The following is a 23,388-nucleotide window of genomic DNA, read 5'->3' on the forward strand; positions in this document are numbered from 1 at the left end:
GGAAAGCCTCCTGAGTCATGTTCAGTTGATATATACCTCTAATCTATAGTACCATAATTCGTAGTCAGGAAGGAGTGTCACAAGATGGAGCGATTTTTTTTATACGATGATGTGGAAGATACAAAAACGAGGTTCGTTGGTTTTACAGGAGATTCACAAAGATATGATTTAGCTATTTTACAAAGTTCCCGCTTTTTTGGAAAAGTGCTTGTAATGGATATTCAATATGGTAGAGCAGCAATACTTGGACCAGATGATTTAGAAGAACCAGGCTATTTAGAGCATGTTTACAATAGATCAGAAGTAGAAGCAGAAGAATTAAGAGATTATTTAAGAGAATTACTAAACTAATAAATTAAGTGCCTCTTTTTGCCAGCGAGAGCTTCTAGAAAGCTACTATCCCATAAAACGAAGACTCAATTTTTATCGTATCGCATTATAGGGATAATGCGTCTTAGCAAGTTGAATAAAAATGTCCGCAATGATTTTCGCTACAGTGCGGACGCTTTCCACGGGGGAGCGATGAACCTTCACCGACGCTACGCGTGCGCTGTGAAGTTTGATCTGTCTCACTTCATCCCGCTGGATTCGCCGCCCTTCCGCGAAAATCAAAGGAGCTTGCTGACTAATTAGTTTCTCGCTTTATAAACCAAAAGTTTTATTAGAATCAAAGAGTAAAATCTATTATTAGTAAGAATCTCGTGAAAATTTATCCAGTAAGTGGATAAGAGCAACAAACTGATCTTTAAAAGCAACTAGTTCTATAAGGGAAGCGACCATTTCCCCTATCAAAGAGTTTACCTAATAGGAGACGACCATTAATATTACGAAAATATACATTATATATTAATTCATAACATAGTGAAGCTCATGTTCACTTTCATATAGTGATAGATGCCACTCTTGCCTTCGTTCAGCGGGTTCTAATATTTCTTTTTGTTTTGTTTAGCTGAACGCTAATTAGCTAGCATATTTGGGTGATTGCAGCGGAAGGCGGCGACTCTAGCGGAGGCCAACAGGATGTTGGTCACGAAGGCGTTGCCACACGATGTGGCGCACTTAGCCTTCGTTCCTCTGGTGAGCAAATGAGACATCACAACGTACGCGCAAGCGGCGGTGATGGCTCATCGCTCACCCGGCGGAAATCGCAGAGGTCACCTGATAAAGCCATTTAAGACACATTACTCCTATTACGAGCAAAAGAGAATATTTTGCTTACCAAATGTAAAGTATTAAAAAACCTAGAGGAAGATCATAAATGATCCTGCTCTAGGTTTTCTTCTATTGTTTCATCTATTACGGTCGTTTTTACTTTCGGTGCAACTCCCGTTTTTTTGATCAGAAAATACGCACAGCCAAAATTACAATACTCATACAAATAATCTTTCATTGTACTAATTTTCGTATCAAATGTCGCTTTATGATTTCGATCTTCAAAAAATCCTTTTAGACGAAGCTGACCATATCCCCAGTCTCCCATAATATAGTCATACTTTGAGAGAATCTCGCTATATCGGTCCAAAAATGCATCTTCTTTAAATGCATCTCGGTAATTTTCTATTAGTTCATATGTAAATCCTTCTGCAACTATCATTCCATCACCACCCATTAGCTATTCCTTCGTAGCTAGAAGTTCCTCGCCTTGCGCTTGTCTTTGTTTTGCAGCGGCGTTTACTTGCTCATCCGCGTGATAACTACTTCTTACGAGCGGTCCTGCTTCACAATGAGAGAACCCTTTACTCATTGCAATCTTACGTAATTCACCAAACTCAGCAGGTGAATAATATTTTAGTACAGGTAAGTGTTTTTTCGTTGGTTGCAAATATTGGCCTATTGTCATAATATCTACGTTGTTAGCACGTAAATCGTCCATTACTTCTAAAATCTCTTCATACGTTTCCCCTAAACCTAACATTAACGAAGATTTCGTCGGGATGCTTGGTTGCATCTCTTTCGCACGACGCAGTAGTTCAAGGGAGCGATCGTATTTTGCTCTTGCTCGAACTCTTGGTGTTAATCGACGTACCGTTTCGATATTATGGTTCAAAATATCTGGTTTCGCATCCATGATATTTCGGATATTTTGTTCAATACCTCCCATATCAGAAGGTAATACTTCAATAGTTGTAAATGGATTTTTACGTCGGATTGCTCGAATCGTTTCGGCAAATACTTCTGAACCACCGTCTTTAAGATCATCACGAGCAACAGCTGTAACAACTACATGTTTTAAATTCATAATGACAACTGAATCCGCAACGCGTTCTGGTTCTGCTAGATCTAATTCGTTTGGTAGACCTGTTTTAACCGCACAGAAACGACAAGCACGTGTACAAACTGCTCCTAAAATCATAAAAGTAGCAGTTCTTCGAGAACCCCAGCATTCATGAATATTTGGGCATTTTGCTTCTTCACAAACTGTATGTAAATTATTATCACGCATTAATTTTTTTAGACCTTTATAGTCTTCATTCGTATTTAGTTTAATTTTTAACCAATCTGGTTTGCGTTGATGCTCTGATTTCGTAGGCTTACAAGATGTCATTTACAGCGACCCCATTCTTTATAAACTAACCACACTGTTGTCAATGTACCATATTATTAGAATTCAAACAACCTTCTGAACTCAGAATATTGGAGCAAAAAATGGGGTTCAATAGTTAACTATTTGCTTTTATATCACTCTTATTTTTTGTATTCCAAATGATGAATAGTGCTATAATAATAGCCACCACAGAAAGCATTCCTACTATTACCGAGCCTGTCAATCCTAAAACTAGATAGCCTATTGCCGCAATGATTGCACTAATAATCGCATAAGGTAATTGTGTCATCACATGATCGATGACATTCACCCCGGCTCCCGTTGCAGACATAATCGTTGTATCTGAAATAGGTGAACAATGATCTCCAAAAACGGCTCCTGCTAAAACTGCTGAAAGAACCGGTAATAATAATGCTGGCTCTATCTCCATAATAATACTAGCTCCTATTGGAAGCAAAATTCCGAATGATCCCCAAGAAGATCCTGTTGCAAAAGCCATCACAGCGGTTAATACAAAAAGCAAAAATGGAATGACTCCTACTGGAATATTATTATCCATTACGATTTTTGCTAAAAATGCTCCCGTTCCTAGCGCATTAATAAGAAACGACAATGACCACGCAAATATTAAGATAAAAATAGCAGGAAGCATTGAACGAATTCCTGTAACGAAAGCTTTCCTTACTAAACTAAAATTAGCATCTGGATTTTTATTAAACTGGCGTACATACAGTGCAATAGCTAAAATCGTTGCTATTAAACCACCGAGCATTAAAGAAAATGGAACATCTGTAAATTCAAAAATGACAAACAGATTAAGTATGTATCCCGAAAGTTTAAAACCTGTCCATAACATTGCAACTAACGTTACAACGATTAATGCAATAATCGGCAATACTAAATCTATAACTTTCCCATAATGATTAGTTGGAAAACTTCCTTGTAGATCTCCCGGATTAGGTTTACTCAAATCATACAGTTCTCCTGTTTCGAGCGCTTTTTTCTCATGCTTTTTCATTTCAAATAAATCAAAATCGGTCCAAGCAATAAAAAACACAATAGCTAACGTTGCAACCACATAAAAGTTCATCGGAGCCATTAACATAAATGCCTCAAGTGGTGTGTATGCAGTTACGGCATGTGTCGCAAAAATAACACCGATCTGACTGATTAAAAAAGCGCCCCAACTAGAAACTGGCGACACGGTGCGAATCAGTAATAGGTCTTGCAATTTGTCCAACTGCTAACGCATTAAAATAATCATCAACAAAAATAATAATACCTAAAAACGCTGTAAGTAATTTAGACCCTCGGCGAGTTCGAATCCTTTTGACCGCCTATGCAGCAAATGCAGCGCTACCTCCGGATAAACTAACAAATGCAGTAATTACACCAAGCAATAAGATAAAGAGTAAAATATAAATGTTAGAAGCATTTATCCCTTCGTCCCAAAAAGAAGTTTTAAATGATTCCCATAGCAGTATTAAAGTATCCACCGGAGCAAAATTCTTTACGAGTAATGCTGCGGTAACAATTCCAACACCAAGGGATAATATCACCCTTTTTGTCAGAAGCACCATTATAATTGCTAATAACGGTGGCAATAAAGAAAAAATCGTATTTTCCAAAACCTGTTCCTCCTCAAAATATAAAAAAGCCAACCTACATATGCACTAGGTTGGCTTCCACTATTGAATTTAAGCATAAAAATGATTATTTATCCTTTGTAGCTCATCATTTATACTTTTCATATAAATGACAGTGTTATTCTTTTTTAAAATAACCCCAACTAAATATCGTTTGACGAACCATACATAGCTTCGGCAAAACTTCCTTTCGTATACGATTATAAGCGTCATCTTTCCGTATAGTACTATTAAGCTCTGCAGCCTCTACCTATTATTCATTTTCTCTATTGTAACAGTTCTTTCTGTCTTTCCTGGATTTTTTATTTTTCAGGCAATGGAATCGGCACTTCAATGGACGGAGCAGTTCCGTTTCCACCTGTATAAATATGAGGAACTTGCCCTTGCACTAATCCCATCGCAACAGGAATATTTTGTTCGACAACACTCATTTTACTAGCAAGCGGGACAATAATTCGGACATTTACTTTAATATGAATACTTACTTCTACATAGGCATTATTAATTCCAAATTCCGTTATTGTTGGTACTACGTTCGACTGCACATTTCCAATTACATGAAATCGAATCGGAATTTTTGGTCCTAAGTTACCGATAAGCGGGATGTTCGTCGCCTGCCCCATCGGTACAAAAAACACAACTCCACCTTGATCTTCCATCGTTTGTTTGTCATATTCAATATCATCCAAATAAGGTAGACTCGATAAATTTCCTTTTTCTGCTTGCTCTAGATGGGCTTGAACCAAACTGTTCGTATCCGATAAAACACGATTAATAATTTCTGTATTAAATTTCGTCGTTACCATATTGGTGCTACCATTTGTTGATGGTACTTCCTCGATAATATCGTTTACATCTAAAACGTTCGCCGTTCTTGAGTTAATTGCTTTACTAATTACCATTGATGCAATTTTATTTGTTTGCACTTCCGCATAATCTAGATATGTGGGCGTCAACCGTTTATTAACAACATAAAATACACCAGCAACTGAAAAGATGAAAATCGCTATTAGTATAGCTAGTTTCCGCTGAGCAGTAAAAATGGTTAAACGCTTTTTTTTTCGATAGAATAGCAAAAAATCCCCCTTATTACTACTATGTAATAAGAGGGGTCATTATGATTGACTTAATAACTGATTGCCGTACCATTTTACTACATCTCGTATTAACTCTGGCATATAGTATTGTTTCGTCGCATATTTGAAGGAAGGAAAAAAATAACCAAATGTGAACATATCGAGTGTAGCAAGCGTATACACTTTTTTAAGTAGCAACGCTTCCCCACCTATAAATATGTTACCTTGCTCATCTTCCATCAGTTGCTCAAAAATAATTGCTCCCAAGTATTTCCCTCTAAATCCGAGCCCCTTTACTTCCAAACGTGGCCATTTCTCGTTTTTAGATTGCTCGACAATTTCCAATAATTCTGCGCCTGTTAATGTTATGACGCAAGGATTAATTGGATGCGGTAAACATCTATGCAAATCGCTTGCTGTAATCAGACCTTTTGGTAAGTCCGTCAAAAATATACCTGCTGGGAACATCGCACAATCCGCTTTCGTAAATGCAAGCAAAGCATTACCGAAAAATCGGGACATATCAGATGGACCGAACCACTCTTTGTGTAATAAGGTATCATTGTGAAGAACTGTTTCAGAAAGCTCTTCATTACCAAGCGCTTCCCATTTTTTTAGTTGCAAATCTGAGTCTTTCGGTTTTGGTAATGTATGTGTAACATGCAACATAGCTTGCTTTGATACGATTTTTTTTGTTCGATGATCGTAATCCATTGTCACTTGGCCAATATAAGCCCCATACTTTCCTGCAGCAGCCTGTAATGTATTTCCTATTGTTTTTCCTTCTTCGAAAAAATGATGTGTATGCGAACCTAAGATCAGATCAATTTCCGGTATCTCCTCCGTCATGATTTCATCTTGAGACATCCCTAAATGAGATAAACAAATAAGCACATCGACGTCCTTTTCTATTTCTTTACAAGTTTCTTTCAAACGATCGATAGGCTGTTGAATATGCCAACCTAATTGTTCATAATACAAACCGAAATCTGCAGTTGCCCCTACAATACCAATTCGGATGCCGGTGTGCGTAACATGAATTTTATAAGGAAGCACCCAAGAAGGAATATTCCCGCTTAAATCTGTAAAATTGGACACGATCACTTTAAAGTTTGCAGCTTCATACAAAGTATTTAAGTCATCATGGCTAAGCGTTATTCCTTCATTGTTGCCAATGGTGACATAATCATATCCCGCATTATTTAGTAATTGAACATTGCCTTTTCCAAGCGTACCTTCCGTAAACACATTAGATCTGTCTATATGATCACCAATATCCAAGGTTAAATAGGATTCGTTCGGTCCATGGCTTTTATGACGCTCTAAGAGAAACTGATGAATAGCAGGCCAATTTTCTAAATGGCTATGTATATCATTCGTATGATAAATATGGATTGTCTCTCTCATCTTTCATACACCTCTTCTATACTTTAAAATAACCCATCGATAATGGAGCGAATACCTAATAATAACAGCACGATTCTAAGTGCAAAAACAAGTGTATCAGAGTTTAATCTTTTATTTAATTTTGCACCTATTTTTGCACCTACATATGCAGCAGGAATTACTGGAATCGTATAAAGCCAAGGTACATTTCCGAGAGATATATGCATGGCCGAATTTACAAGCGACGATAAGAACACCATGAACATGGATGTTCCAACTGCAACATGCGGAGGAAACAAGAACAACAGGATCATGGCAGGTACAATCATAGAACCGCCACCAATCCCAAATAATCCGGATGCAAACCCAACTCCAAATGTTAACAGCAACGCAAACCAAATAGGATACCCATATACATACGTGTCTTTTTCATCTGTAAACGTTCGTTTCTTTCCATTATCCACAAACCACTTTACTGGTTTTAGACGATTACGCACAAGTAAAAGGGTAGATAAAACAATAAGTAAAATACCAAAATATAGATTAAAAGATGGCAAATCTAGCCCCTTATTCACCCATGCACCGAGTATTGTACCCGGAATACTTCCGATGAAAAAGATAAATCCGCTTCTAAAATCAACCGTCTTCGTTTTCATATACGAAAGTGTGGAAGAAAGACCTGTAAAAATCATCATAACTACAGAAAGTCCAACAACACTTTGAGGCGTAATATTAGAAATTAATCCGAGTGTCGTACCGAAAAACAACACCGCTGGAACTAAAATTACGCCACCACCTAAACCTACTAACGCTCCAACTATACCAGAAAATAGCCCAGCGACTACGAGTAATATCCACTCCATTATATCCCACCTTCAAATAAGTCTAATTGTTTCGGAGCAAGTCCTTCAAATTCAATACCAAGCATTTGCTGAAAGGCTTTCGCATTTTTCGCAGCATGGCCTCCGGAATTATTATTAAATAGTACAACTATCTCTTTTGCTTGTTTCTGTAATTGGTCTACTATATTTTGAGTATATGAGAGCTCTTCTTTATTATAATCGTATAAATAACGTACCTCTCGCCATTTTTCATTATTTCCTGGGTTATTCCAACCATATGTATTTCGACCATGTAAACGAACAAGTACTTTATCAGAAGTCGCAATTGGAACTACAGGAACACATCCTGTCCCTACTTGCGGCTCATCACAAACAGTATGATGCAAATGATGTGTTCTCAAAAAGTCCAATGTTCCATTTTGAAAATCAGGAGAGTACCAAGATTGATGACGAAATTCAATAGCTAGCTCTAAATCTCTCAATTCTTCTTTCACCCGAAGTATGTATTCCACATTTTCTTTGACACATGTAAACCAAGGTGGAAACTGTACTAACACCATCGATAGTTTTCCGGCTTCTTTAAACGGAAGAACAGACTCCCGGTAACGCTCATACATCTCTTCCATCGATTCATAATGGGAGTCCCCGCGTAAATGACAAGTTATTTCTTGATATGCTTTTACGACAAACTGAAAATTATCCGGTGTTTCTTTTATCCATTTTAAACTATTTTTAATAGGTGGAATTGCATAAAAAGATGTGTCCAATTCAACAACTGGAAAATGTGCGCTATAATCTTTTAACTTGTCTTTTGCCGTTGATACATACAAGTCTTGATGATCTCCCCACCCTGTTAAGCCTATTTTAATCATTTGTTCACCCCCAATATATATTAATCATATCATTCGTAATAGTTAAGTTACAGTGAAATGAAAAAGTATACTAAGCGAACATTTCATATATACCTATAAAAATAAGTAAGATTCCAGAAATTATAGTTGAATATTTACCGATAAATGTTTTGGTCAGCAAATAACCAAAATGACTACCAACCCCAACAGTTACAATCGAAAAAAATCCTACCGAAATTACCGTCCAAATAGCAGAAATGCCATTTGCACCTATTCCAATTCCACTTGCAAGACAATTGACGGATAAGACAAATCCTAACATAATCGCTTCTTTAATAGAGATGATGTTATTTTTGTCCTTATCAAATTCTTCCGCTTTTTTAGTATCCATGTTAGAAGATCGAGCGGACCATAAAGTCCATAAACCTATAATACATAACAAAATACTTCCAAAAAAATTGGCATTACTTAAAGAAATGTATCCAGTTATAGCGCCACCTGTTAAAACTGCCACATAGGTCATGATCATTGATATGACAGCAATCATTATATTCGAGCCGATTGGGACTTTCGTTTGTTTAGCCCCATAAGCAAGACCAATGCCCAAATTATCTAAGTTTGCCGCTAATCCAATAAGAATAATAGTTATCCAATGCATAATATCCCCCTTGTAAAAATCCATTTACATCTTATGCATATGCGAAAAAATTTTTTTGGTTAAAACCTTTCTGATAAACAGTACTTTTGGTTATGTTCCATCCAGATTTTACTCGATTACTATCATACTGTGATTGATACAGGAATAGTATTGATAGAGTTCAAATCTTACGGAGGCATTTTTCCACGAATAGAAGTCTAATCATTTTATACAAGAAAGGAGACTGACATGGTAGCATATCATCAACAATCATCACGCAAAGTCATGGAGATGTTAGACGTGACAAATCAAGGATTAAGTGATTATGACGTCCAAATAAGACAAAAAGAATACGGCTATAATAAATTAGTAGAAGGAAAAAGGACAAGTACTTTCGCCGTTTTCTTCGGACAATTTAAAGATTTACTAGTCATTATTTTAATGATTGCCGCTTTCATTTCATTTCTATTAGGAGAGGTAGAAAGCACCATCGTGATAATGATCGTCATTATTTTAAACGCAATCCTAGGCACCGTACAACATGTAAAAGCAGAGCAGTCATTGGACAACCTAAAAGCTCTAACCACCCCAATTGCAAAAGTGTTACGAAACAATCAAATAGTTCAAATCCCCTCCGTGGATATAGTAGTTGGAGATCTTCTTTATTTGGATGCTGGAGACTATATAAATGCAGATGGCAGATTATTAGAAAGCTATAACCTGCATATTAATGAAAGTTCGCTAACAGGCGAATCACTCTCAGTAGAGAAAAGTTCCTCGGCCATCAAAGAAGATGATGTCATTATTGCTGATAAAAAAAATATGGTTTTCACGGGAAGCTTCGTTACCAATGGACGTGGTACTGTCATTGTTACGGCTATCGGCATGGAAACAGAAATCGGGAAAATAGCCAATTTACTAGATACTGCAAAGGAGAAAAAAACTCCACTGCAAGTTAGTCTCGATCATTTTGGTGGAAATTTAGCTTTAGGGATTACAATAATCTGTTTAGCCATTTTCACGATTGATCTTTTTCGAGGACGCGAGCTCGTAGATTCATTTATGTTTGCCGTTGCGCTTGCCGTTGCAGCTATACCAGAAGCATTAAGTTCGATTGTCACCATCGTGCTAGCTTTTGGAACACATAAAATGGCAAAGGAAAATGCAATTATACGAAAGCTTTATGCGGTTGAAAGTTTGGGAAGTGTATCCGTTATTTGTTCCGATAAAACGGGAACATTAACTGAAAATAAAATGACCGTTCAACAAGTATACGTTGACCAAAAAGTCATCCCACATGATCAAATACAAACAAAAAACGCGGTGGAGAAAAATCTTCTCTTAATGGGCTTATTATGTAATAACTCCTCCCTGATAGATCAAAAAGAAATCGGGGACCCTACTGAAATTGCGCTCGTAAAATTAGGAAAGCAGTACGATCTTGACGCACTTAACATTAGAGATCACAATCCAAGAGTAGGAGAAATTCCTTTTGATTCAGATAGAAAACTAATGAGTACAGTAAATCATATCAATCAGCAAAATATTATGATAACCAAAGGCGCAGTAGATGTACTTCTATCTAAAACTGTAAAAATTGTTACTTCTAAAGGAATAGTAGATATAACAGAAATAGATCGTAAAAAAATCGAAGAAGTGAATCATGACTTTTCTAAAAATGGTTTAAGAGTGCTCGCAATTACTTATAAGGAAATAAAGCAAAATAGAGCAATTGGTGCAGAAGACGAAAAAGATTTAATCTTTGCCGGATTAATAGCGATGATGGATCCTCCTAGGAAAGAGTCAAAAGCTTCGGTTGAAAGCTGTATAGACGCAGGTATTAAACCCGTCATGATAACAGGGGACCATAAAATAACGGCAATTTCTATCGCTAAGCAAATTGGCATTTTAAAAGATTCATCCGAAGCAATGGAAGGATATGAAATTGAACAATTAACCGATAAACAACTACAAGAAAAAGTTCAAGATATCTCCGTCTACGCCCGTGTAACACCAGAGCATAAAATTCGTATCGTGAAAGCTTGGCAAGAAAAAGGAAATGTCGTTGCCATGACGGGAGATGGTGTGAATGATGGTCCCGCTTTAAAACAAGCGGATATTGGAGTGGCTATGGGGATAACTGGTACCGAGGTTGCAAAAGATGCATCCTCTATGATTCTAACAGATGATAATTTCTCAACAATTGTCAAAGCGATTTCAAATGGAAGAAGCATGTATACGAATATTAAAAATGCGATTCTCTTCCTATTATCAGGGAATGCGGGTGCTATTTTTGTAGTTCTCTATGCCACCATTTTAGGTTTACCAATCCCTTTTGCACCCGTTCATCTATTGTTTATTAATTTACTTACCGATAGTTTACCGGCAATAGCAATAGGTTTAGAGCCGCATAATAAAAATACAATGAAGGACAAGCCAAGAGATATTCGCATACCATTGTTAAATAAAAAGTTTACAACGCAAGTAATACTTGAAGGTTTATTAATTGCGATTTCTACCATTATTGCTTTTCGAATGGGATTGCAGACAGGAGATACGGTAACTGCAACTACCATGGCATTTACAACATTATGTTTGTCCAGATTAATACATGGCTTCAACTCCCGATCCAAAGAATCGATTTTCAAAATTGGTGTATTTTCGAATAAATATACGTGGCTAGCGTTTTCAATAGGGATTTTATGTTTACATTTAGTTTTGTTTGTCCCAGCGCTTGCAAATATGTTTGATGTTGCAACATTAAACGGAGTTCAATTAGGATTCATCTATGCATTGTCCTGTATGCCGTTTCTAGTTAATCAGTGGTATAAATTGTTGTTTGTGAGAAGTAAATAGAATATAGTTTGCGCACTTTAGAAATAATGCTTCTAATGGAAGTTATCGCTAGGATTTCCGCTGCAGGGCGGACGCTTTCCGCCGGGTGAGCGATGAACCATCACCGACGCTACGAGTACGCCTGTGATGGTTCATCTGTCTCACTGATCCAGCTGGAGTTGCTGCCCTTCCGCTCCAATCAAAAGAAAATGCTTACTTATCAGTATCGACTTGCTAAAACCAAATATTATGCAGTTTTTAAAATATGTGCATCCATAAAATGGCTTAGGGCAACAAACCGGTCATTGAAAGCAACCAGTTCTATTCAGAAAGCAACTAAATTAGCACGATAGCAACCAAATTGCTAGTGAAAGCAACCAATTCTTAAAATAACAAGTTTACTTGGAGTGAGACGATGATGAAAAAACAGCTGATAACTACAGATGCCAAATTAGCAAGTAATCCTCAATGATTTTTTTCTAGCTATCAGTTTCAAATCTTACAGTATATGGTTGAACAAGACAAAATCCACTGCGAACACGACAAAGACTACCCCGAGCGCGACAAACCCGAAGATCCCATCCGTATGACGCATTATCCCTATACTGCGCTTAATACAAAAAAAGGAGACGAACTATTGAAGTTCGTCTCCTTTTACTATTCTTTATAAAAGATTAACCTATTGACCCTTCCATTTCGAACTTGATCAGACGGTTCATCTCAACTGCATATTCCATTGGAAGTTCTTTTGTAAATGGCTCGATGAAGCCCATTACGATCATTTCTGTTGCTTCTTCTTCACTTAATCCACGACTCATCAAGTAGAATAATTGTTCTTCTGATACTTTAGAAACTTTCGCTTCATGCTCAAGAGAGATATTATCATTCAAGATTTCATTGTATGGAATTGTGTCTGAAGTAGACTGGTTATCCATGATTAATGTATCACATTCAATGTTCGCACGAGCACCTGTTGCTTTACGTCCAAAGTGTACGATACCACGATATGTTACTTTACCACCTTGTTTAGAAATAGATTTCGAAACAATGGTAGATGACGTATTTGGTGCTAAGTGCATCATTTTCGCACCAGCATCTTGGTGTTGTCCTTTACCAGCAATTGCGATCGAAAGTGTCATCCCACGAGCGCCTTCACCTTTTAAGATACACGCTGGGTATTTCATTGTTAATTTAGAACCGATGTTCCCATCAATCCATTCCATTGTTCCGTTTTCTTCAACAACCGTACGTTTTGTAACTAGGTTATAAACGTTGTTCGCCCAGTTTTGAATTGTTGTATAACGGCAATAAGCATCTTTTTTAACAATAATTTCAACTACTGCAGAGTGAAGTGAGTTTGTTGTATAAACAGGAGCTGTACAACCTTCTACGTAATGTACAGAAGCACCTTCATCTACAATGATTAGTGTACGTTCGAATTGACCCATGTTTTCAGAGTTAATACGGAAGTACGCTTGAAGTGGTGTGTCCACTTTTACGCCTGGTGGTACATAGATAAATGAGCCACCTGACCATACAGCTGAGTTAAGTGCTGCGAATTTGTTATCCGATGAAGGAATGACAGTTCCCCAGTATTTCTTGAAGATATCTTCATTTTCACGAAGTGCAGAGTCTGTATCTTTAAATACGATCCCCATATCTTCAAGTTCTTCTTTCATGTTGTGGTAAACAACTTCTGATTCATACTGTGCCGAAACACCTGCAAGGTATTTTTGTTCTGCTTCTGGGATACCTAGTTTATCAAATGTTGCTTTGATTTCTTCTGGTACTTCATCCCATGATTTTTGTGTAGCTTCAGATGGTTTTACATAGTACGTAATTTCATCGAAGTTTAGTGATCCTAAATCTCCACCCCATTGTGGCATCGGTTTAGAATAGAAAATTTCTAATGCTTTCAAACGATAATCTAACATCCATTGTGGTTCATTTTTCATACGTGAAATTTCTTCAACGATTTCTTTCGTCAAACCACGTTTTGAACGGAAAATGGATACGTCTTTATCGTGGAAACCATATTTATAATCACCAATTTCAGGCATTTTTTTTGCCATCGTAATTCCTCCGTTCTACTTTTATTGTTGTTCTTCCGAAACGCCTTTTTCCATTGCCTTCCACGCTAACGTTGCACACTTAATACGCGCAGGAAATTTGGCAACACCGTTTAATGCTTCAATGTCACCAAGGTCAATGGAATCGTCGTATTCTTTCCCAAGCATCATATCAGAAAAGATATGAGATAATTGAAGCGCTTCTTCAATTTTCTTCCCTTTTATCGCTTGTGTCATCATAGAAGCAGATGACATTGAAATAGAACAACCTTCCCCGTCATACTTTGCATCTTGAACGACACCATCTTCCACTTGAAGTGTTAGATGGATGCGGTCTCCGCAAGTTGGGTTATTCATATCAATTGTCAATGCGCCATCCTCTATACTTCCTTTATTGCGAGGATTTTTATAATGATCCATAATTACTTGTCGATATAGTTGATCTAAATTATTAGAAGACATCGCTAAAATACTCCTTTGCAGTACGCAGTCCAGCTACAAGTCGGTCAATATCTTCTTCTGTATTGTAAAGATAAAAACTTGCTCTCGCAGTTGCCGTGCATTGTAACCATTTCATCAAAGGCTGTGCACAATGATGACCTGCACGAACTGCAATACCATTCATATCAAGCACAGTTGCAACATCATGTGGATGCACATCATCCAAGTTAAATGTTACAATTCCTGCTCGTTTAGACGGATCATTAGGTCCATAAATAGTCAAACCTTCAATTGTTAACATTTTTTCCATCGCATAAGTAGCAAGTTCATGCTCATGTTTTTCAATTTCATCTAATCCAATCTCTTCGAGGAAATCAATCGCAGCTGCAAGACCAATGGCCCCTGCAATGATTGGTGTGCCCCCTTCAAATTTCCAAGGGAGCTCTTTCCATGTAGATTCATACAAACCTACAAAGTCAATCATTTCTCCACCGAATTCAATTGGCTCCATTTTTTCTAGCAAATCTTGTTTTCCGTAAAGTACACCGATACCAGTAGGACCACACATTTTATGACCAGAAAAGGCAAGGAAATCACAATCTAAGTTTTGAACATCTAACTTTAAGTGTGGTGCAGCTTGTGCTCCATCCACAACCATAATAGCTCCATGCTCATGTGCAATTTGTGTGATTTCTTTAATCGGGTTCATTGTACCAAGTACGTTTGAAACATATACAACGGATACGATTTTTGTCTTATCCGTTATCGTTGCACGTACTTTTTCTAACGATAATGTCCCGTCTGCTTCTAAGTCGATATATTTCAGTGTAGCACCAGTTTCTTTCGCAAGTTGTTGCCAAGGAATGATATTCGAATGGTGCTCCATATGCGTAATAACAATTTCATCGCCTTCTTTTACATTTGCACGGCCATAGCTTTGTGCAACTGTATTAAGAGAAGTCGTTGTACCACGTGTGAAAATAATTTCTTTCGTGGATTTAGCATTAATGAATTTACGAACTTTTTCTCGTGCTCCTTCATAGCTTTCTGTAGCACGGTTGCCGAGTGTATGGACTCCACGGTGAACATTCGAGTTTTCAAATTCATAATACTTTTTAATCGCTTCAATGACTTGTACTGGCTTTTGAGATGTAGCGCCACTGTCCAAATAAACAAGTGGATGCCCATTAATCTCTTGATTTAAGATGGGAAAATAGCTTCGAATCTCTTTACTGAGCATTAGCGAACTTTCCTTTCAATAACCTCCGTCAGCTGTTTCTTTACGCCTTCGATCGGTAATTCGTTCACTACTGGAGCAAGGAATCCATGAATAACTAGACGCTCTGCTTCGTGTTTAGAAATACCACGGCTCATTAAATAGTACAACTGAAGTGGATCTACTCGGCCAACAGAAGCTGCGTGACCTGCTGTTACATCATCTTCATCAATTAATAGAATTGGGTTTGCGTCCCCACGAGCTTTTTCACTTAACATAAGAACACGAGACTCTTGTTCTGCATTCGATTTTGTCGCACCGAATTCAATTTTTCCGATACCATTGAAAATAGAAGAAGCTTCATCTTTCATCACACCGTGTTTCAAGATTTGTCCTTCTGTATGTTTACCCCAGTGAATAACCTTAGTTGTAAAGTTTTGCTTTTGTTTCCCGCGTCCTACAACAACCATTTTCACGTGGCCTTCTGAGTTATCTCCAACAAGATGAGTCGTATTTTCGGAAATGGTATCACTGTCGTTCATCATTCCTAGTGCCCATTCAAGCACTGCATCACGACTAGTTACCCCACGGCGGTTTACATAAGTTGTAAACCCTTCTGCTAATACATCTACCGTACCAAAAGTTACTTTTGCGTTATCTTTTACAATTACTTCTGAAATGATATTCGCTTGGCCTGTTGTTTTTTCTACAGTAGATAAGTAATTTTCTACATATGTTACAGCACTGTTTTCATCCGCAACTAGTAATGTGTGGTTGAATAGAGATGCTGAATCATTATCATGTAAATAAATAACTTGAACTGGCTCTTCGATAACAACATTTTTCGGTACGTATACAAATACTCCACCGTTTAAAAGTGCTGCATGAAGTGCAGTAAGCTTATGTTCATTTACTTTTACACCATCAGTCATAAAGTATTTTTGAACAAGATCACTATGCTCACGAAGGGCTGTGTAAATATCTGTTAAAATGACACCTTTAGCTTGTAAATCTTCAGTTAAAGATACAAAAGCAGGTGTATTATTATGCTGAATATAGATGTTTTTTTGTTCTTCTGCATGCACAAGTGCTTTTACTTCTTCAGGAAGTTCATCTAAAGAAGAAAAGGCATTGCTTTCTACAGTATGTGTAGGAAATTCAGTGAAATTCCAATTTGTAATTTTTGTTTTATCTGGTGTTGGCATTGGAAGTGTCTCAAGTTCACCAAATGCTTTTAGACGAAGATCCGTCATCCAGCTTGGTTCTTGGTTACCTTCTGAAAAGGAGCGGATATCTTGCTCGGTTAATGCCAATTTTGTTTCAACCGTCATGCTTATTCGTCCCCTCTCTTATGCTTCTTGTCCAACTGTCTCGTCTTCAATTCCTAACTCTTCTTTAATCCAGTCATATCCTTGTGCTTCTAATTTTTGCGCAAGCTCAGGACCACCAGATTTTACTACGCGACCTTGCATCATTACGTGTACGTAGTCCGGAGTGATGTAGTTAAGAAGACGTTGGTAGTGAGTGATTACAAGACTTCCGAAACCTTCTCCACGCATTTCATTGATCCCTTTAGAAACAACTTTAAGCGCATCGATATCTAGACCTGAGTCAATTTCATCTAGAATAGCGAATTTTGGTTGCAACATCATTAATTGAAGAATTTCATTACGTTTTTTCTCTCCACCTGAGAATCCTTCATTTAAATAACGTTGTGCCATATCAAGGTCCATTTCTAAAAATTCCATTTTGTTATCTAATTCGCGGATGAATTTCATCAAAGAAATTTCTTCACCTTCCGGGCGACGAGCATTAATAGCTGAACGTAAGAAGTCCGCGTTTGTAACTCCAGTAATTTCACTTGGATATTGCATTGCTAAAAATAGACCTGCTTGTGCGCGCTCGTCTACTTCCATTTCTAATACGTCTTCTCCGTCCAATTCAACTGAACCAGAAGTTACTTCATATTTAGGATGACCCATAATAGCAGATGCTAAGGTAGATTTACCAGTACCATTAGGACCCATAACTGCGTGAATTTCATTTGTATTAATTGTTAAATTAACACCTTTAAGTATCTCTTTACCGTCGATTGCAACGTGTAAATCCTTAATCACTAAAGTTGACATTGAATAACCTCCATTAAGTAACTATGAATGTGTAACCATTCTAATTTATTATCATTCTAATCTTAACCCAAACTGAAGTCTTAGGCAAATCTTTTGAAACAGTTTGGCAGTTATTGTAGAAAACACGCAAAAATCAAGATTTTTCAACCCTTTCTCTAAACTATTTGAGAAATTGGAAGAAGTTGATATTTTCAATACGATTTCCTAATTGAGAATTGATTTCACTATGAATATAGTGGAAACATCAAAAGTGCAACCACCTTTGTTCGCCGGAGTACATCCTAAATGCGCTTGAGATTCTTTGTAGAAAATTATCCTATGTAATAGATTTAATATTTAATATTTCCAAATAGCACAAAAAAATCCACGAAGAGCTTGTCTTCATGGATTTAATCATCTTAGCCTTTAAAAGATTGTGCATCAATTCTTGCAACAAGTTGAATACTTTTCTCATAATCTCTTTGTCTTCTTTTTTCTACTTTCATTCGCAGAGCTTGACTGTTTCGTAATTCGTCGTATCCGAATCCGTGTACTCCTCTAAATGCGTGGTCCATTTGTTCCGTGTAAGGTAAGCCTTCTGAAGTGATAATGAATCATTCCTTTCAATTTTTTACGCCTACTCTATAGTACATACCCACGTATATTCATATTAAACATTTATTTTTCTTTGGAAAATCGATCGACGATAATAGAAATATAACTTTATATGTATCTTATTTAGATACCGCATCTTAGCAAGTTGAATAAAGTGTCCGCAATGATTTTCGCTACAGGGCGGACGCTTTCCGCGGGGTGAGCGATGAACCTTCACCGCCGCTACGCGTGCGCTGTAAAGTTTCATCTGTCTCACTTCATCCCGCTAGAGTAGCCGTCCTTCCGCTCCAATCTATAAAAGTTGCTAGCTAATCAGCGGCACTGCGTTAAATTCAATCTTATGTATTGTTTCTTGAAAATAAAATCCAATAAATGGTTGAACGAGACGTAACATGCTGCGAACGCGACAATCTACCTTTCGAATACGACAAAACACATCTCGAAAGCAACAAACAGGACCCTGTACACGACAAACAGGCCCAGCGGAAATCATATCGGTCACCAAATAAAGCTTTTACGACGCAGTATCCCTATATAGTGGCATACCATCTACTTGATAATTCCATAAAGCATATAAAAAAGCAGGCACTTAATATGCGTGCCCGCTTGATCGTTATATTTATTCGTTTACTGGTACGATTGATCCGCCCCACTCATTTTGGATGAAGTCTTGGATTTCTTGTGAGTGTAATGCGTTTACTAATGCTTTGATTTTTTCATTGTTTTCATTGCCAGCTTTTGTTGCAATGATGTTTATATATGGTGATTCTGAAGCTTCTTCAATAGCAATTGAGTCTTCAAGAGGATTTAAACCAGCATCAATTGCATAGTTAGAATTTATAAGTAGAGCGTCTCCTTCGTCATTTTCATACAATTGCACCATTAATGCAGATTCGTAGTTTGGATCGAATTTTAAGTTTTTAGGGTTTTCTACGATATCAGAGATTTCTGCTGTTGTTTTATCAACGCCATCTGCCAATTTGATTAATCCCTTTGCTTCAAGCATTGCTAAAATACGGCCATGGTCAGGAATAGAGTTACTCATTAAAATTGTTGCACCTTCTGGTAGCTCTTCAATAGAATTATATTTTTTAGAATATAATCCGATTGGTTCGATATGAATTCCACCAGCGTTTACGAAATCATATCCAAATGTAGCAATTTGATCCTCTAAATAAGGAATATGTTGGAAATAGTTCGCATCTAACTCGCCAGACTCTAAATCTTTATTTGGTAATACATAATCTTGATAAGGTTCCACAACAAGTTCAATTCCTTGTTCCTCAAGAATAGGCTTTGCTTGTTCTAAAATAATTGCGTGTGGTGTGTTTGAAGCACCTACCACTAATTTATTGCTTTCTTCTTCTCCACAAGCCGCAAGTGTTAGCGCACTTATTGATAATAATGCTCCAGCTAAAAATTTCTTCATCTGTATTCTCTCCTTCTAATTTTCCCCATTTTTATATGTGATCGGGTAAACCCGTGAACACCTAACGTTTATCTATTTTCGTTGTAATCATATCGCCAATCCATTGAATGATAAATACTAGGATTAATATTAAAATCGTTGCGACTAATGTAACATCTTCTCTACTGCGTTGGAAGCCATCTAGAAAAGCAAGTGTTCCTAAACCACCAGCACCAATTATTCCCGCCATTGCTGTATATCCAACGAGTGAAATACAAGTTACTGTAATCCCAGACACTAAAGCTGGCATCGATTCTGGAAGTAAAACCTTCCATATAATAGTAGAGGTTTTGGCACCCATCGATCTTGCTGCTTCTAAAACACCTTTATCAATTTCCCGTAAAGCGATTAACACCATACGCGCATAGAACGGAGCAGCCCCAATGACGAGAGCAGGGAACGCTGCATTTGGCCCACGCATTGTGCCAACTAAAAATTTCGTTAAAGGAATTAATAAAATGATTAAAATAATAAACGGAATAGATCGGAATATATTTACAAAAGCCCCTGTTAACCAGTTCGCTAGCTTATTTGCCCATGCTTGATGTGGACTTGTTAAGAATAATAAAAGACCGAGTGCTAAACCAATAACTGCTGTTAATATAGTAGAAATTGCCGTCATATATAATGTTTCGAGCGCAGCGTCCCACATTTTAGGCCAATCAACATTCGGAAAAAGCGTATTAATCATTGTTGATCACCTCTGTACTTACTTTTTGATCATGTATAAATTGGATCGCTTCATCGACTGCAAATGCATCGCCCTCTAATTGCAGAATTAGTGTACCAAATGCACCGCTCTTTGTATGCGATATATTTCCTTGCACAATATTCACTTCTAGTTCGAATTGTTTGATCAGCCTAGAAAGTATTGGTTGTTCCGTTTGTTCTCCAACAAAGGTGAGTTTGATTAACTTCCCATTTGGATATAGATCCACTAAGTTTTGGATCGTTTGCATTGTTTGCGTCGATTCAGAAACTTGTGAAACAAATCTTTTGGTAATCGGTTGATGTGGATTTTGGAAAACTTCTAACACGTCGCCCTCTTCAACTACGTGTCCACCTTCCATTACCGCCACGCGATTGCAAATTTTTTGAATGACTTGCATTTCGTGTGTGATCAATACAATCGTTAAACCTAGCTTCTCATTAATGCTGACTAATAGATCCAAAATAGCATCCGTTGTTTCTGGATCCAGGGCTGATGTTGCTTCATCGCATAGCAATACTTCTGGACGATTTGCTAATGCTCTGGCAATTCCTACACGTTGTTTCTGCCCACCTGATAGTTGGGAAGGATAGTAATTGCCTCTCCCTTCTAAGCCTACAAGCTCTATCAACTCATTCACTCGTGCTACTCGCTGATCTTTTGGAACTCCAGCTATTTCAAGCGGGAAAGCAATGTTTTCTGCGACTGTTCTGGACCATAACAAGTTAAAATGTTGGAAAATCATACTCACTTTGTGTCGAACTTGACGAAGTTTGTCCTCATTTATAGAAGTAATTTCTTTTCCGTTTACAACTATTTGTCCAGCAGTTGGTTTCTCTAATCCATTGAGCAACCGGATTAATGTACTTTTCCCAGCACCACTATATCCAATAATGCCGAAAATCTCGCCTTGCTTTATGTCAAGATTTACATCGTCAACAGCAATTATCGTACCTTGTTTCGTTTTAAACTTCTTCGAAACGTCTTTTAAACTTATCATGTAAATCTCACACCCTCCTAATCAATTACGCCTCGGAGTACTTACGCCCAAGGCTTATACTTTATTTTTGCAAGGTTTGAACACTGCTCCTGCGGTTACTCGTCGCAAACAATAACTGCTGAATAAAGTAAAAAATCCCTTCTGCAAAAGAGCAGAAGGGAAGTAAGTTATCTATAAATAGAACTTTTCCATTCTCTCATTTCCCAAAGCATTCGCTTTGCGTGATTTGGCACCATTTCATTTTCATGACGGTTGCCGGGCTTCATAGGGCACTTCCCTCCACCACTCTTAATAAGAGTAACACTATTTAATTTATATGACTCAGTAAGACGTATTTTATCACATTTCTACTTCGTCGTCAATTCTTTTTATTGTTTCTAACAGAAAAGGAACGGATTGAAAAGCGTATATTTTTTTATATACATGACCTTGTTTGGCAATCAACAGGCATGGGACACTTTCAATTTCATATTCCATCGCTAGGTTTTCTAAATAATTTATATTTGCTTGGCCAACTGGATTCGGTACTAATTCATTAATCACTTGCATCATTTTACTTGCTACCATGCAAGTACCGCACATCGGTGTATAGAGATAGAATAGCGAAAGCTGGTTGCCATTTTTTAATTGCTCCCACTGTTCACGCGTCCATTCATTCACAAAACATCATCCTAAAGTAAAAATTCTTTTTTCACTTTAATATTAACACGTTTCAGTATAGATGCCAAAACTTTGAAAGGGGTATTGGCGACTTCGCAATACATCGGATTCGTGTAAAGATGAATTGCTTCTGGATATTCTTTTCGGACGACGGAACGTATTTGTTCACCTGATTTATCCGCATCTAAAAAAGCGTATATGGGTAAATCATCGTATGGGCTCAAAATTTCCTCTAGCTTTACATTAGAGATCGTACCATTTGTACAAATAATTTCTGGGGATTCATCAAGAAGTCGTAAAAGCTGAAGCTTATCCGATCTTCCTTCGACGAGAATTACTTTTTCACTAAAAACTTTAGCCAATTAGCTTCTCTCCCTAATTATCATCGTTAACTCAGTATATGAAAAAAACGCCGACAATTAACCGGCGTTTTGATTATTATTCTGCAATTAATTCTTCGTATTGTTCAGCACTTAATAAGCCATCAATTTCAGAAGTATCTGATGGTTCTACGACGATCATCCATGCATTTTCATACGGAGATTCGTTTACAAATTCAGGGCTATCTTCTAGTTCGCTATTTACTTCTACAACTTTTCCACTAATAGGCGCATAAAGTTCTGAAACAGTTTTTACTGATTCTACACTACCGAATGGGTCTCCTGCTTTAATATCGTCTCCCACTTGTGGAAGTTCAACAAACACGATATCCCCAAGCTCAGATTGTGCAAAATGAGTAATACCGATACGTGCATTACCACCTTCTGTTTTTACCCATTCATGCTCTTCTGAGTATTTCAATTCTTTTGGTGTGCTCATAAATTATACCCCTCTCAAATAAGTTATATATTCATCTATAATATTCACATATTTTTATGATAAAAACAACTACTTTAGGACTTTATCCAAATTTGTTCAAACTCTTCTTCTTTAAAACCAAGTGTCAGATGTTTACCATCAAAAACAAGTGGTCTTTTCACTAGCATCCCATCGGATACTAGCTTTTCAATCTGTTCTTCTTCTGTCATATTTGGAAGCTTGTCTTTTAATTGTAGTTCTCGATATTTTGTTCCACTTGTATTAAAAAGTTTCTTTATTTCGATGTTTGTTTTTTCTAGTATTTCTTTTATTAATTCTTTTGTAGGTGGATTGTCAACTATTTGATTGTGTTCAAATTCTATATTATTGTCTTTCAACCACTTACTTGCTTTATTACATGTACTACATTTAGGGTAACCAAAAAATTGAATCTTCATTACTTCTCACCTTTTTTCTTTTTATCAT

Annotated in this window: 24 protein-coding genes and 2 riboswitches; of the genes, 2 read left to right on the forward strand and 22 right to left on the reverse strand. The window is 37.2% G+C overall.

Annotated elements, in window-relative coordinates; all coding sequences use genetic code 11:
* The first annotated feature begins 84 nt into the window (after positions 1-84).
* Complete coding sequence (locus ACIQYS_RS13390; protein WP_402980693.1) at positions 85-351, forward strand: DUF3055 domain-containing protein; 267 nt, start codon at positions 85-87, stop codon at positions 349-351.
* Between the two features lie 901 nt (positions 352-1,252).
* Here ACIQYS_RS13390 and ACIQYS_RS13395 read toward each other — a convergent pair.
* From ACIQYS_RS13395 to ACIQYS_RS13435, 9 genes are all read right to left on the reverse strand, one after another.
* Positions 1,253-1,594 (reverse strand): YutD family protein, encoded by a 342-nt coding sequence (locus tag ACIQYS_RS13395; RefSeq protein WP_402980696.1) that lies wholly within the window; start codon positions 1,592-1,594, stop codon positions 1,253-1,255.
* Positions 1,595-1,612: 18 nt separating this feature from the next.
* Positions 1,613-2,545, reverse strand: a complete 933-nt coding sequence (gene lipA, locus ACIQYS_RS13400) for a lipoyl synthase (RefSeq protein ID WP_402980699.1) — start codon at positions 2,543-2,545, stop codon at positions 1,613-1,615.
* 115 nt (positions 2,546-2,660) lie between these two features.
* Entirely contained in the window at positions 2,661-3,776 is a 1,116-nt protein-coding gene (locus ACIQYS_RS13405; protein WP_402980702.1) for a Na+/H+ antiporter NhaC family protein, read from the reverse strand.
* Between the two features lie 106 nt (positions 3,777-3,882).
* Positions 3,883-4,173 carry a hypothetical protein gene (locus ACIQYS_RS13410; RefSeq protein ID WP_402980705.1) on the reverse strand — a complete coding sequence of 97 codons (291 nt, stop codon included), beginning with the start codon at positions 4,171-4,173 and terminating at the stop codon, positions 3,883-3,885.
* A 91-nt stretch (positions 4,174-4,264) separates the two neighbouring features.
* Positions 4,265-4,448, reverse strand: a riboswitch (Lysine riboswitch).
* Between the two features lie 45 nt (positions 4,449-4,493).
* A complete protein-coding gene (gene yunB / locus ACIQYS_RS13415; RefSeq protein WP_402980708.1) occupies positions 4,494-5,267 on the reverse strand; it encodes a sporulation protein YunB in 774 nt (257 codons plus the stop codon).
* Positions 5,268-5,306: 39 nt separating this feature from the next.
* Positions 5,307-6,674 carry a bifunctional metallophosphatase/5'-nucleotidase gene (locus tag ACIQYS_RS13420; protein ID WP_402980711.1) on the reverse strand — a complete coding sequence of 456 codons (1,368 nt, stop codon included), beginning with the start codon at positions 6,672-6,674 and terminating at the stop codon, positions 5,307-5,309.
* 23 nt (positions 6,675-6,697) lie between these two features.
* Complete coding sequence (locus ACIQYS_RS13425; RefSeq protein WP_402980714.1) at positions 6,698-7,516, reverse strand: sulfite exporter TauE/SafE family protein; 819 nt, start codon at positions 7,514-7,516, stop codon at positions 6,698-6,700.
* A complete protein-coding gene (locus ACIQYS_RS13430) occupies positions 7,516-8,367 on the reverse strand; it encodes a DUF72 domain-containing protein (RefSeq protein WP_402980717.1) in 852 nt (283 codons plus the stop codon). Before ACIQYS_RS13430 ends, ACIQYS_RS13425 begins: the two co-directional genes overlap by 1 nt.
* Positions 8,368-8,437: 70 nt before the next feature.
* Positions 8,438-9,004, reverse strand: coding sequence for a manganese efflux pump MntP (locus tag ACIQYS_RS13435; RefSeq protein WP_402980720.1), 567 nt, complete (start codon positions 9,002-9,004; stop codon positions 8,438-8,440).
* Between the two features lie 228 nt (positions 9,005-9,232).
* On the opposite strand from ACIQYS_RS13435, the gene ACIQYS_RS13440 reads away from it, so the two are divergent.
* The gene (locus ACIQYS_RS13440) at positions 9,233-11,839 is read left to right on the forward strand and encodes a cation-translocating P-type ATPase (RefSeq protein WP_402980725.1); all 2,607 of its coding nucleotides are present in this window, start codon (positions 9,233-9,235) and stop codon (positions 11,837-11,839) included.
* A 653-nt stretch (positions 11,840-12,492) separates the two neighbouring features.
* Here ACIQYS_RS13440 and sufB read toward each other — a convergent pair.
* From sufB to ACIQYS_RS13500, 13 genes are all read right to left on the reverse strand, one after another.
* The gene (gene sufB / locus ACIQYS_RS13445) at positions 12,493-13,890 is read right to left on the reverse strand and encodes a Fe-S cluster assembly protein SufB (RefSeq protein WP_402980730.1); all 1,398 of its coding nucleotides are present in this window, start codon (positions 13,888-13,890) and stop codon (positions 12,493-12,495) included.
* A gap of 21 nt (positions 13,891-13,911) precedes the next feature.
* Entirely contained in the window at positions 13,912-14,349 is a 438-nt protein-coding gene (sufU, locus tag ACIQYS_RS13450) for a Fe-S cluster assembly sulfur transfer protein SufU (protein ID WP_402980733.1), read from the reverse strand.
* Positions 14,339-15,568, reverse strand: a complete 1,230-nt coding sequence (locus tag ACIQYS_RS13455) for a cysteine desulfurase (protein ID WP_402980736.1) — start codon at positions 15,566-15,568, stop codon at positions 14,339-14,341. The genes sufU and ACIQYS_RS13455 overlap by 11 nt, the downstream gene beginning before the upstream one ends.
* Positions 15,568-16,875, reverse strand: coding sequence for a Fe-S cluster assembly protein SufD (gene sufD, locus ACIQYS_RS13460; RefSeq protein WP_402980739.1), 1,308 nt, complete (start codon positions 16,873-16,875; stop codon positions 15,568-15,570). The genes ACIQYS_RS13455 and sufD overlap by 1 nt, the downstream gene beginning before the upstream one ends.
* Positions 16,876-16,893: 18 nt before the next feature.
* Positions 16,894-17,673 carry a Fe-S cluster assembly ATPase SufC gene (sufC, locus tag ACIQYS_RS13465; protein WP_402980742.1) on the reverse strand — a complete coding sequence of 260 codons (780 nt, stop codon included), beginning with the start codon at positions 17,671-17,673 and terminating at the stop codon, positions 16,894-16,896.
* A gap of 398 nt (positions 17,674-18,071) precedes the next feature.
* The gene (locus tag ACIQYS_RS22430; RefSeq protein WP_483880188.1) at positions 18,072-18,227 is read right to left on the reverse strand and encodes a YuzK family famiily protein; all 156 of its coding nucleotides are present in this window, start codon (positions 18,225-18,227) and stop codon (positions 18,072-18,074) included.
* Positions 18,228-18,886: 659 nt separating this feature from the next.
* A complete protein-coding gene (locus ACIQYS_RS13470; RefSeq protein ID WP_402980746.1) occupies positions 18,887-19,696 on the reverse strand; it encodes a MetQ/NlpA family ABC transporter substrate-binding protein in 810 nt (269 codons plus the stop codon).
* A 61-nt stretch (positions 19,697-19,757) separates the two neighbouring features.
* On the reverse strand, positions 19,758-20,426 hold the full coding sequence (locus tag ACIQYS_RS13475; protein ID WP_402980749.1) for a methionine ABC transporter permease: 669 nt from the start codon (positions 20,424-20,426) through the stop codon (positions 19,758-19,760).
* Positions 20,419-21,444: a methionine ABC transporter ATP-binding protein gene (locus ACIQYS_RS13480; protein WP_402980752.1), complete on the reverse strand. Its 1,026-nt coding sequence runs from the start codon at positions 21,442-21,444 to the stop codon at positions 20,419-20,421. The genes ACIQYS_RS13475 and ACIQYS_RS13480 overlap by 8 nt, the downstream gene beginning before the upstream one ends.
* A gap of 193 nt (positions 21,445-21,637) precedes the next feature.
* Positions 21,638-21,742, reverse strand: a riboswitch (SAM riboswitch).
* 41 nt (positions 21,743-21,783) lie between these two features.
* Positions 21,784-22,104 carry a thioredoxin family protein gene (locus ACIQYS_RS13485; protein ID WP_402980755.1) on the reverse strand — a complete coding sequence of 107 codons (321 nt, stop codon included), beginning with the start codon at positions 22,102-22,104 and terminating at the stop codon, positions 21,784-21,786.
* Positions 22,105-22,115: 11 nt separating this feature from the next.
* Positions 22,116-22,466 carry a toprim domain-containing protein gene (locus ACIQYS_RS13490; protein ID WP_402980758.1) on the reverse strand — a complete coding sequence of 117 codons (351 nt, stop codon included), beginning with the start codon at positions 22,464-22,466 and terminating at the stop codon, positions 22,116-22,118.
* Between the two features lie 76 nt (positions 22,467-22,542).
* A complete protein-coding gene (gene gcvH, locus ACIQYS_RS13495) occupies positions 22,543-22,923 on the reverse strand; it encodes a glycine cleavage system protein GcvH (protein ID WP_402980761.1) in 381 nt (126 codons plus the stop codon).
* Between the two features lie 74 nt (positions 22,924-22,997).
* Positions 22,998-23,360, reverse strand: coding sequence for an arsenate reductase family protein (locus ACIQYS_RS13500; protein WP_402980764.1), 363 nt, complete (start codon positions 23,358-23,360; stop codon positions 22,998-23,000).
* Between the last annotated feature and the right edge of the window lie 28 nt (positions 23,361-23,388).

The sequence above is a fragment of the Psychrobacillus sp. NPDC096426 genome (genome assembly GCF_044762745.1).
Lineage (GTDB): Bacteria > Bacillota > Bacilli > Bacillales_A > Planococcaceae > Psychrobacillus.